We start from the raw sequence: 10,470 nt of genomic DNA, 5'->3' as shown, positions 1-10,470 counted from the left end.
GCCTATCGGCGCCAGTCGCGATGGAAACCAGCGCTCCAACAGCGGCTTTCTCCACCAACGTTGCCACGCCGCTGTCGGAGTAGCTTCAGCTCACGACTGGAGGCCACAGGCCTCCCGGCGGTGTTGCCAACGTTCGCGGCCATCACCGGCGTTTCAGCCTCCGCCAAGGCGCCTGGCGGCGCCAGTCGCGATGCGGAGTCGGGGCGCCGAACCGAGCGCTCCAACAAGGAGCGCCTGCGTCGCTATCGCCGAGGCGTCCTTCCACAATGCAGTCTGTGCAGAGCAGATTCACGCCAAAGTGTGAAGAACCTAACAAAGAGGGCTGCCTGGATGGCTGCCCTCTGTGATAATGCCGCTGCTTAGAAGAACAGCCGTCTGAGTGCTTCGCCGGGGTCATCTTCGCGCATGAAGGCTTCACCAACGAGGAAGCCATTCACGTCGTGCTCGCGCATGCGCAGCATGTCGCTGCGGGTATTGATGCCGGACTCGGTCACCACGGTAATGTCCGCCGGTATATGTGTCAGCATGTCCAGCGTGGTGTCCAGGCGCGTCTCGAAGGTGTGCAGGTTGCGGTTGTTGATACCCACCAGGTCGATCCCCAGCTTCAGCGCACGCTCGAGCTCACGCACGTCGTGCACTTCCACCAGCACATCCATGCCCAGCAGCACCGCCTGCTGGTAAAGGTCCGCCATACGGACGTCGTCCAGGGCCGCGACGATCAGCAGGATACAATCGGCGCCGATGGCCCGTGCTTCGCTGACCTGATAGCCGTGGGTGATGAAGTCCTTGCGAATCACCGGCAGATCGCAGGCCTCGCGCGCCTCGATCAGGAAGTCTTCATGGCCCTGGAAGAAGTCGGCATCGGTCAGCACCGAGAGGCAGGAGGCGCCACCGGCAGCATAGCTCTTGGCGATCTCGCCGGGCTGGAAATCTTCGCGGATGACGCCCCGTGAGGGGGAGGCCTTCTTGATCTCGGCGATCACCGCCGGGTCGCCCTCATCGATGCTCTGGTTCAGCGCTGCAATGAAACCGCGAGGTGCCTCCTGTCGTTCGGCGAGCGCCAATAACTCGGCCTCCGGTACGGCGCGCTGCCGCTCGGCGACCTCTTCATCCTTGCGGGCCAGGATGCGGGTCAGGATGGTAGGGGGTGCGTCCTGCGTCTGGTTCATGGTGAAATCCTGCTATCAAGGCGGCATTCATAGGGCCGCAGGCGAGTTCAGTCAGGGAAGCAGCACACGGGTAAAGTCGGCCAGCTCCTTCATTTTTTCCAGGGGCAGCTTGGAAGCCTGGGCGTCCTGGGCCATGGCCACGCCTTCGCTCAGAGAGTCGGCGATATCCGCGCAGTAGAGCGCAGCGCCGGCGTTGAGCGCGACGATGTCCGCCGCCAGCCCTTCGCCCACCAGGGCCTCGCGCACCAGTCGCAGGCTGTCCTCTGCGCTGACCACCTTGAGCGGCGCCATGTCCTGGCGCTCGATACCCAGCGCTTCGGGGGTGATCGTATAGCGGCGGACCTCGCCGTCCTTGAGCTCCGCCACCTGGGTCGGAGCGGCCAGGGAGATCTCGTCCAGGCCGTCCTCGGCGTGCACCACCATGACATGATGGCTGCCGAGATGCTGAAGCACTTCGGCCATCAGCGGAACCAGTTCCGGCGAGTAGACTCCCAGCAGTTGATTGGGGGCGCCGGCGGGATTGGTGAGCGGCCCTAGGATATTGAACAGGGTACGCACACCCATTTCCCGGCGTGCCCCGACGGCAAAGCGCATGGCCGGGTGGTGGTTGGGGGCAAACATGAAGCCGACACCCACCTGTTCGATGCAGCGCCCCACCTCGTCCGGCTTGAGATCCAGGTTGATGCCCGCCACGTCGAACAGGTCAGCGCTGCCGGACGAGGACGATACGCTGCGATTACCGTGCTTGGCCACATGGGCACCGGCAGCGGCGGCCACGAAACTGGCGGCGGTCGAGACGTTGAACAGGTTGGCACCGTCGCCACCGGTGCCGACGATATCGACAATATTGCCGGCCGTGACCCTGACCCGATTCATGAGCTCGCGCATGACCTGAGCCGCCGCGCCGATCTCCTCGGCGGTCTCGCCCTTCATGGCCAGTCCGACCAGCAGACCGCCGATCTGGGCATCGGTGGCTTCACCGGTCATGATCTGCTGCATCACCCCGTGAGTCGCATCGAAGCTCAGGTTCTCGCGGCGCATCACTGCGGCAATGGCCTCTCGCATCTGCATGGGCAGGACTCCTCTGTCTCTGTCGGGCGCGGGTCAGCGACGCTTCAGGAAATTGGCCAGTAGCTCATGCCCCTGGCGAGTAAGGATCGACTCCGGGTGGAACTGGACCCCTTCGATGTCCAGCTCGCGATGGCGCAGGCCCATGACCAGGCCTGGCGTGACGTCATCCTGGCCGGTCCAGGCGGTCACCTCGAGACACTCAGGCACGCAATCGGCCGCCACTACCAGGGAATGATAGCGGGTCACCTCCAGCGGGTCCGCCAGCCCTTCGAAGACACCTTGGCCATGGTGGCGAATGTGTGAGGTTTTGCCATGCATCACCTGAGGCGCGCGCACGACCTTCCCACCGTATACCTGGCCGATAGCCTGGTGACCCAGGCAGATACCGAGAATCGGCAGCCGGCCGGCGAAGTGGCGAATCGCCTCCAAGGAAATGCCCGCCTCGTTGGGTGTGCAGGGCCCGGGTGAAATGACCAGATGACTCGGGGCCAGCGCTTCGATCTCTTCCAAGGTGATGGTATCGTTGCGATGGGTGACCACATCGGCCCCCAATTCGGCCAGATACTGCACCACATTGAAGGTGAAGCTGTCATAGTTATCGATCATCAGCACGGACATGGCAGTAATAGTCCTGTTTCTGTTGCAGGTGGCCATTGGCCTCGCAGAGGTTAACCAGATCGGGTTGGTTGCGCATGCCAGCCGTGCAGTGGTCACCAGGACACAAAAATGCCGCCCCGACGGCGGCATGATCATTCAAGACTCAGGTATGCCGCCCCGCTTCAGGAGCGCCACCACGTCCGGCTTGAATGCATGTGAGCTGGTGTTGTCATGACGCAATAGTGCCGTTGTGCCGGGCTGGCTGTCAATGCGCCGGAGGCTCATGGCGTCATCGACTGGAACTTCGCTCCCGTAACGCGGCACGCCTGGCAAGGTCAGGCCACAGTTTCTATCATCGAGCCAATGCGCTACCGCAAAAAGGAGATTGGCGATGCGTTGATCCCGCCACACCCTGCTCTGGCTGGCCCTGCTCGTCGTCACCGGCGAGGCGCCTAAAGGTTATCCAGCCCCTTCTCGGCCATGGCCACCGCACGGAAAATCGCGCGCCCCTTGTTGAGGGTTTCCTGCCACTCCATCTCGGGGACCGAGTCCGCGACGATACCGGCGCCGGCCTGCACGTGCAGCACGCCGTCCTTGATTACCGCGGTGCGGATGGCAATGGCGGTATCCATGTTGCCATGCCACGAAAGATAGCCCACCGCACCGGAGTAGACGCCGCGCTTGACCGGCTCCAGTTCGTCGATGATCTCCATGGCGCGAATCTTGGGAGCACCGGAGAGGGTTCCCGCCGGGAAGGTGGCACGCAGCACATCCATGGCGGAGAGCCCCGGCCGCAACCGCCCGGTGACGTTGGAGACGATGTGCATCACGTGGGAGTAACGCTCCACGACCATCTGGTCGGTCACCACCACCGAGCCCGTTTCGCTGATGCGCCCCACGTCGTTGCGCCCCAGGTCAATCAACATCAGGTGCTCGGCAACCTCCTTGGGGTCGCCCAGCAGGTCGACTTCCAGCTCCCGGTCCTCCTCCTCGGTCTTGCCCCGCACCCGGGTACCGGCGATCGGACGCACCGTCACTTCGCCATCCTCCAGGCGGGTGAGGATCTCCGGCGATGAGCCCACCACATGGTGGTCGTCGAGATTGAAGAAGAACATGTAGGGCGAAGGATTGAGGCTTCTCAGGGCGCGATAGAGATCCAGTGGCGAAGCCTGGTAGGGAATCGACATGCGCTGCGACGGCACGCACTGCATGACGTCGCCGGCCAGAACGTACTCCTTGATCGTCTCCACCGCCGACTTGAAGCCCGCCTCAGTGAAGCCGGAGGTGAAATGCCCCTCCTCCACAGCACTGCGCCCGGTGCCGGGACTGGTGGTGTTGAGCGTGGCGCTGCGCAGGCGGATCTCGAGTTGACGCAGCCGCTCAACCGCCGCCTCGTAGGCGTCCGGCTCGGCGGGGTGGGCATGGGTCCAGAGCGTCAGCCGGCCCGAAAGGTTGTCGAATACCACCAGGTCGTCGCAGACCATCAGCAGAATATCAGGAACCCCGAGCGGGTCTGGCTTGGTGGCCACGTTAGGGACGCGCAGGCGCGGCTCGATGTAACGGATGGTGTCGTAACCGAAGTAACCCACCAGGCCGCCATCGAAGCGGGGCTGGTCGTCCAGCCGCGGCACGTTGAAGCCTGCATGAAACGCCTCGATCCAGCTCAGAGGGTCTTCCACCTCGGTCGTCTCCTGGCACTCGTCGCCCAGAAAACGGCTGACGCTGAAGCCGCGCACTTCGATGCGCTCCTGGCAGGGTAAACCGATGATCGAGTAGCGCCCCCACTTCTCGCCCCCCTGCACCGACTCCAGCAGGAACGTCCAGGGTTCGTCGGCCAGCTTCATGTAGGTGGATAGCGGAGTGTCGAGATCGGCCAGCACCTCGCGGGTGACCGGAATGCGGTTGTAGCCGGTAGCGGCCAACTCATGGAAGCGTTCGGGTGTCATCATGCCCGGATCCTTGGTGGTGTTGTCTAGCTGGTGGTGGCTAAACGAGTTCTGTCAGCGATTCGATGAGGCCGTCGGGGAGGCTATTGCTCACCGGTTCGCCATGATTGTAACCGTAGGGAACCGCCAGGGTTCGAAAACCGGCCGCGCGACCGGCGGCGATATCGTGACGCGAATCCCCCACCATCAGACAGGCCGGCGGGGGCACGTCGAAATGCGACGCCACATGCAGCAGCGGTGCCGGATCGGGCTTTTTCCGCTGCAACGAATCCCCGCCCAGCGCCAGGGCGAAATGCCTCTCGAGGCCAAATTGCGCCAGGATCGGCTCGATGAAGGCGTAGGGCTTGTTGGTGACGAGTGTCAGGATCCAGCCGCCTGCCTGCAGGGCATCCAGCGCTTCACGCACACCAGGGTAGAGACGTGTGCGCGACCCCGGATCCCGCCCGTAGTGGTAAAGAAAGCGAAGATTCCCCGCTTCAAGCGGCTCGGCCCCGGGGGACTCGCCCAGCGCATCGGTCAGCGCTCGCTCCACCAGCGTGAGTGAACCGTTACCGACCCATGCCGTTACCTTCGCCTCCCCGGCTGCAGGCAGGTCGAGTTCACCCAGCACCCTGTCCACGGCGGCCGCCAGGTCGGGTACGGAATCGACCAGGGTGCCGTCGAGGTCGAACGCCACCAGGCGGATGTCCTTCAGAATCGGGTGCATGAGGTTTCCTCGCTGACCTGCCGGCCATCCAGCCAGGTCCGTTTGCGCGCCGCCGTCAATCGCTTGACCTCGGCTTCGAGGCGAAGTGCCTGCCCGTGGCTGCCTACCGCCTCGTGATGCACCAGCACAAGCGGCCCACGCCCGCGCAGGGCCTTGGCGCCCCGCCCGACTTCATGCTGGGCCACGCGACGCGCGACATCAGTGGTGATACCGGTATAGAGCACGCCTTGAGGCGTTTCGACCATATAGAGGTACCACAGCGGCGCTTCCGTGTTCACCGCTCGCCGACCTGCACCGTGGCCAACTGCTCACGAAAATCGCGAAGCACGCTGTCGTAGCGATGTGGGTCGGCGGCGTTGGTCGCCTTGAAGATCGCGGAGCCGGCCACGAAGGTGTCGGCACCGGCCGCGGCGATCTCGGCGATGTTGTCGACCTTGACACCACCGTCGATCTCGAGGCGAATCGCCCGCCCCGAGGCATCGATACGCTGGCGCGCCTCACGCAGCTTGTCCAGCGTGCCCGGCAGGAAGGCCTGGCCACCGAACCCCGGGTTGACGCTCATCAGCAGGATCATGTCGACCTTGTCCATCACGTAGTCGAGGTAGGAGAGCGGTGTCGCCGGGTTGAACACCAACCCCGCCTTGCAGCCGCCATCGCGTATCAGCTGAAGCGATCGGTCGATGTGGTCGGAGGCTTCGGGGTGGAAGGTGATGTAGCTGGCCCCCGCTGCGATGAACTCGCCGATCAATTGGTCCACCGGGCGCACCATGAGGTGCACGTCGATGGGTGCCGTCACCCCGTGCTTGCGCAGGGCCTCACAGACCATGGGTCCAATGGTCAGGTTGGGGACGTAGTGGTTGTCCATGACATCGAAGTGGACGACATCGGCCCCGGCAGCCAATACGTTATCCACTTCCTCACCCAGGCGGGCGAAGTCGGCGGACAGAATGGAGGGGGCAATAAGGAAATCACGGGTCGCGTCGGTCATGGGATGTCCAGGCTGTCGCTCGGAAAGAGAGGCCCGCATTCTATCAGGAAGCACCGGAGACGGGGGAGTCGGGCCAAGCGGGAGCGGAAAAGCGCCACAGTTATATTTCAAAATAGAATAAAAAACACAATTGTAATTCCCCGTTTCCAGATTTACTCTTGCCCTCAACCTTATCTTGATGGAGTGTCTCCCATGCAGCTGCTGTCCACCGTTCGACGCATCGCACTTGCCGTTGCCCTGGGCGCCAGCCTTGCCACCCCGGCTCTGGCCGCCGAGCGCGAGATTCTCAACTCCTCCTACGACATTGCCCGCGAACTCTTCTCCGCCATCAATCCGGAGTTCCGCGACTGGTGGCAGGCCGAGCAGGGCGAAGAAATCGCCATCCAGCAGTCCCATGGCGGCTCCTCCGCCCAGGCCCGCGCCATCCTGCAGGGGCTGCGCGCCGACGTGGTGACCTACAACCAGGTGACCGACGTACAGGTACTCGCCGATGCCGGCCTGGTTGCCGAGGACTGGCAGCAGCAGTTGCCCAACAACGCCTCGCCCTACTACTCCACCACGGCTTTCCTGGTGCGTAAGGACAACCCCAAGGGCATCGAAAGCTGGGATGATCTGGTGCGTGAAGACGTCAAGATGGTCTTCCCCAACCCCAAGACTTCAGGCAACGGGCGCTACACCTACCTGGCCGCCTGGGGCTTTGCACAGCAGCACTTCGATGGCGACGAGGAGCAGATCCACGACTTCATGCGCACTTTCCTGCGCAACGTGGCAGTGTTCGACACCGGCGGCCGTGGTGCCACCACCAGCTTCATCGAGCGCGGCATCGGCGATGTGCTGATCAGCTTCGAGTCGGAGGTGAACAACATTCGCGGTGAATACGGCCAGGACGACTATGAGGTCATCGTGCCGCCGGTCAGCATCCTAGCCGAATTCCCGGTGGCGGTGGTCGAGCCCAACGCCGAGCGCAACGGCACCCAGGACCTGGCCCAGGCCTATGTCGAGTACCTCTACAGCGAAGAGGCCCAGCGCATGCTGGCCAACTTCAACTATCGTGTCCATCACGAGGCAATCGTGGAAGAGTTCGCCGACCAGTTCCCGGAAACCGAGCTGCTGCGGGTAGAGGACATCGTCGGTAGCTGGGAGCAGGCCATGGATGAGCACTTCGCCGGCGGTGCCCTGCTGGACCAGTTACAGCGCCGCTGATGATCACGCTAGCCACTCGCGCCGGCAGCGCCCCCAAGCGGGTGCTGCCGGGTTTCGGTCTCTCGCTTGGCATCAGCCTGATGTTCATCTCGCTGGTGCTGCTGCTGCCGCTGACCGGTCTGTTCGGTCAGTTGGCCGGGCTCAGCCTGGCCGAATACTGGGCGATCATCACCGAGGGCCGGGTGGTAGCCAGCTACGTGGTCACCATTGGTGCCGCGGCGGTTGCCGCCCTGGTCAACGGCGCCTTCGGTCTGCTGCTCGCCTGGGTGCTGGTGCGCTACGACTTTCCCGGCAAGCGGTTGCTCGACGCGCTGATGGACTTGCCTTTCGCCCTGCCCACCGCGGTTGCCGGCATTACCCTGGCAACGCTCTACTCCAGCAACGGCTGGATGGGACGGTTGCTCGAGCCACTGGGCTTTCAGGTCGCCTATACCTGGGTCGGCATCGCCCTGGCCATGGCCTTCACCAGCATTCCTTTCGTAGTGCGCACGGTGCAGCCGGTGCTGGAGGACCTGCCCCACGAGGTCGATGAAGCCGCTCTAACCCTCGGCGCCTCCGACGGCACGGCCTTTCGCCGTGTGATCCTGCCCCACCTGTGGCCGGCACTGGTCACCGGCACCGGGCTCGCCTTCGTGCGCTCGCTGGGGGAGTTCGGCGCCATCATCTTCATCGCCGGCAACATGCCTTACGAGACCGAAATCACCGCGCTGATGATCTTCGTCAAGCTGCAGGAGTACGACTATGTCGGCGCCTCGGCCATCGCCTCGGTGGTGCTGTTCGTCTCGCTGGCCCTGCTGCTGGTGATCAATATCTGGCAGGGTCGCTTCATCAAGCGGCTGCATGGAGGAGCCGGCTGATGCAGCGAATCGGTGATGCGCCCCGAGTTCGGCGCCTGCTCGTGTTCCTCGCCGTGGCACTTTCGGCACTCTTCCTGCTGCTGCCGCTGGTGGCGATCTTCGCCCAGGCCTTCGCCCAGGGGGTGGGGGTGTTCTGGAGCAACGTCAGCAACGAATACACCGTGGCGGCCATCGGACTGACTCTGTTCATCGCCCTGCTGACGATTCCGATCTGTCTGGTATTCGGCGTGGCGCTGGCGTGGCTGGTCACTCGCTTCACCTTCCCCGGGCGGCGCATCCTGCAGACCCTGATCGATATCCCCTTTGCGGTCTCGCCGGTGGTCGCCGGCCTTATCTACCTGCTGCTCTATGGCCGCACCGGCTGGCTCGGCAGCTGGCTGGACGGATACGATATCCAGCTGATGTTCGCCTGGCCGGGCATCCTGATGGTCACCATCTTCGTCACCTGCCCCTTCGTGGCCCGTGAACTCATACCGTTGATGCAGGCTCAGGGCTCCCGGGAAGAAGAAGCTGCTGTGACCCTGGGAGCCCCGGGCTGGACAGTCTTTCGACGGGTGACGTTGCCCAACATTCGCTGGGCACTGCTCTACGGCGTGATACTTACCAACGCCCGTGCGGTGGGGGAGTTCGGCGCCGTCTCGGTGGTCTCGGGGGCCATTCGCGGCCAGACCAATACCCTGCCGCTACATCTGGAACAGCTGTACCAGGACTACAACACCGTGGGCGCCTTCGCCAGCGCATCGCTGCTGGCCCTGATCGCCCTGCTCACGCTGGTCGCCAAGGCCAGCCTGGAATGGCGCGCCGCGCGCCGGGAGGTTCACACATGAGCATCCGCCTTCACAACGTTGCCAAGCATTTCGGCAAGAGCCTGGCCCTGGAGCCGGTGAACCTGGATATTCGCGACGGCGAGCTGATAGGCCTGCTGGGGCCCTCCGGTTCCGGCAAGACCACCCTGTTGCGCATCATGGCCGGTCTGGAATCCGCCGATCGCGAGCCAGCCGGACGCATCCTGTTCGGCGATCGTGACGTGACCAACCTGCATGTCCGTGACCGGCGCATCGGCTTCGTCTTCCAGCATTACGCGCTGTTCCGTCACATGACCGTGTTCGACAACGTCGCCTTTGGTCTCACCGTCATGCCGCGCAAGAGCCGGCCCACCAGCGGCGAGATCCGTGCCCGGGTCCATCGGCTGCTGGAAATGGTCAAGCTCGAGCAGTTGGCGAATCGCTACCCCGCGCAGCTCTCCGGTGGCCAGCAGCAGCGCGTCTCGCTGGCCCGGGCGCTGGCCCTTCGCCCTGAGGTTCTGCTGCTCGACGAGCCCTTCGGCGCACTGGACGCAAAGGTGCGCCAGGAGCTGCGCCGTTGGCTGCGCCACCTGCACGACGAACTCAATTTCACCAGTGTTTTCGTCACCCACGACCAGGAAGAGGCCCTCGAGCTATCCGACCGGGTGGTGGTGATGAGCAATGGACGCATCGAGCAGATCGATACCCCGGACACGCTCTACCGCGCGCCGACCAACCGCTTCGTGTTCGAGTTCCTGGGGGATGTGAACCACCTGGAGGGCTCGGTGCGGGATGGCGTTCTGACCTGCGGCGACGCCCGCCTGGCAGTGGACCTGCCCGATGGCGCAGAACAACTGCTGCTGCGCCCCCACGAGGTGGAACTGGTGGAGCGCGCTACGGACAATGCCCATCTACCGGTCACCGTAACGGCGATCTCGCCGGTGGGTGCCGAGGTCAGGGTGGAGCTGGAAGCCGACTGGCTGGGCGAGCCCTGGCTGGCCACCGTTCGCCATGCCGATTACGAGCGTCTCGGGTTGACCCGCGGCATGCGGCTGTTCGCGGTACCGCGTCGCTGGCATCGATTTCCCGACGAACGCAGCACGCCCGAATGCAAGCGACTAGAGGCCGCCTGAACCGGCCGATGGCCC

General features: G+C 63.9%; 11 protein-coding genes. 4 read left to right on the top strand and 7 right to left on the bottom strand.

What is annotated here, in order from left to right; all coding sequences use genetic code 11:
- Positions 1-359 precede the first annotated feature (359 nt).
- The 7 genes from trpC to rpe form a co-directional block, all read right to left on the bottom strand.
- A complete protein-coding gene (gene trpC / locus DU490_RS05840; RefSeq protein WP_114573388.1) occupies positions 360-1,169 on the bottom strand; it encodes an indole-3-glycerol phosphate synthase TrpC in 810 nt (269 codons plus the stop codon).
- Positions 1,170-1,220: 51 nt separating this feature from the next.
- Positions 1,221-2,240, bottom strand: a complete 1,020-nt coding sequence (gene trpD, locus DU490_RS05835) for an anthranilate phosphoribosyltransferase (protein ID WP_114573387.1) — start codon at positions 2,238-2,240, stop codon at positions 1,221-1,223.
- A gap of 33 nt (positions 2,241-2,273) precedes the next feature.
- Entirely contained in the window at positions 2,274-2,858 is a 585-nt protein-coding gene (locus DU490_RS05830) for an aminodeoxychorismate/anthranilate synthase component II (RefSeq protein ID WP_114573386.1), read from the bottom strand.
- 431 nt (positions 2,859-3,289) lie between these two features.
- Positions 3,290-4,783: an anthranilate synthase component I gene (gene trpE, locus DU490_RS05820; protein WP_114573399.1), complete on the bottom strand. Its 1,494-nt coding sequence runs from the start codon at positions 4,781-4,783 to the stop codon at positions 3,290-3,292.
- Positions 4,784-4,823: 40 nt separating this feature from the next.
- A complete protein-coding gene (locus DU490_RS05815; RefSeq protein WP_114573384.1) occupies positions 4,824-5,489 on the bottom strand; it encodes a phosphoglycolate phosphatase in 666 nt (221 codons plus the stop codon).
- Positions 5,474-5,767, bottom strand: coding sequence for a GIY-YIG nuclease family protein (locus DU490_RS05810; RefSeq protein ID WP_309485730.1), 294 nt, complete (start codon positions 5,765-5,767; stop codon positions 5,474-5,476). The genes DU490_RS05815 and DU490_RS05810 overlap by 16 nt, the downstream gene beginning before the upstream one ends.
- Positions 5,764-6,477: a ribulose-phosphate 3-epimerase gene (rpe, locus tag DU490_RS05805; RefSeq protein WP_114573383.1), complete on the bottom strand. Its 714-nt coding sequence runs from the start codon at positions 6,475-6,477 to the stop codon at positions 5,764-5,766. Before rpe ends, DU490_RS05810 begins: the two co-directional genes overlap by 4 nt.
- A gap of 192 nt (positions 6,478-6,669) precedes the next feature.
- Here rpe and cysP point away from each other — a divergent pair, with 192 nt between their 5' ends.
- The 4 genes from cysP to DU490_RS05785 are packed head-to-tail and all read left to right on the top strand — an operon-like array spanning position 6,670 to position 10,455.
- Positions 6,670-7,680, top strand: coding sequence for a thiosulfate ABC transporter substrate-binding protein CysP (cysP, locus tag DU490_RS05800; protein ID WP_114573382.1), 1,011 nt, complete (start codon positions 6,670-6,672; stop codon positions 7,678-7,680).
- Positions 7,680-8,537, top strand: a complete 858-nt coding sequence (gene cysT, locus DU490_RS05795) for a sulfate ABC transporter permease subunit CysT (protein WP_114573381.1) — start codon at positions 7,680-7,682, stop codon at positions 8,535-8,537. The genes cysP and cysT overlap by 1 nt, the downstream gene beginning before the upstream one ends.
- Positions 8,537-9,364 carry a sulfate ABC transporter permease subunit CysW gene (cysW, locus tag DU490_RS05790; protein ID WP_114573380.1) on the top strand — a complete coding sequence of 276 codons (828 nt, stop codon included), beginning with the start codon at positions 8,537-8,539 and terminating at the stop codon, positions 9,362-9,364. Before cysT ends, cysW begins: the two co-directional genes overlap by 1 nt.
- On the top strand, positions 9,361-10,455 hold the full coding sequence (locus tag DU490_RS05785) for a sulfate/molybdate ABC transporter ATP-binding protein (RefSeq protein ID WP_114573379.1): 1,095 nt from the start codon (positions 9,361-9,363) through the stop codon (positions 10,453-10,455). The genes cysW and DU490_RS05785 overlap by 4 nt, the downstream gene beginning before the upstream one ends.
- Positions 10,456-10,470: the final 15 nt, after the last annotated feature.

The sequence above is a fragment of the Halomonas sp. DQ26W genome (assembly GCF_003339685.1).
In the GTDB taxonomy this organism is placed as follows: Bacteria; Pseudomonadota; Gammaproteobacteria; order Pseudomonadales; family Halomonadaceae; genus Halomonas.
This window is presented reverse-complemented; position numbering and strand designations above follow the sequence as displayed.

Coding starts and splice junctions, on each gene's coding strand:
- trpC (WP_114573388.1), bottom strand. CDS start 1,169: ATGAACCAGACGCAGGACGCACCCCCTACCATCCTGACCCGCATCCTG.
- cysT (WP_114573381.1), top strand. CDS start 7,680: ATGATCACGCTAGCCACTCGCGCCGGCAGCGCCCCCAAGCGGGTGCTG.
- trpE (WP_114573399.1), bottom strand. CDS start 4,783: ATGACACCCGAACGCTTCCATGAGTTGGCCGCTACCGGCTACAACCGC.
- DU490_RS05815 (WP_114573384.1), bottom strand. CDS start 5,489: ATGCACCCGATTCTGAAGGACATCCGCCTGGTGGCGTTCGACCTCGAC.
- DU490_RS05785 (WP_114573379.1), top strand. CDS start 9,361: ATGAGCATCCGCCTTCACAACGTTGCCAAGCATTTCGGCAAGAGCCTG.
- rpe (WP_114573383.1), bottom strand. CDS start 6,477: ATGACCGACGCGACCCGTGATTTCCTTATTGCCCCCTCCATTCTGTCC.
- cysW (WP_114573380.1), top strand. CDS start 8,537: ATGCAGCGAATCGGTGATGCGCCCCGAGTTCGGCGCCTGCTCGTGTTC.
- trpD (WP_114573387.1), bottom strand. CDS start 2,240: ATGCAGATGCGAGAGGCCATTGCCGCAGTGATGCGCCGCGAGAACCTG.
- cysP (WP_114573382.1), top strand. CDS start 6,670: ATGCAGCTGCTGTCCACCGTTCGACGCATCGCACTTGCCGTTGCCCTG.
- DU490_RS05830 (WP_114573386.1), bottom strand. CDS start 2,858: ATGTCCGTGCTGATGATCGATAACTATGACAGCTTCACCTTCAATGTG.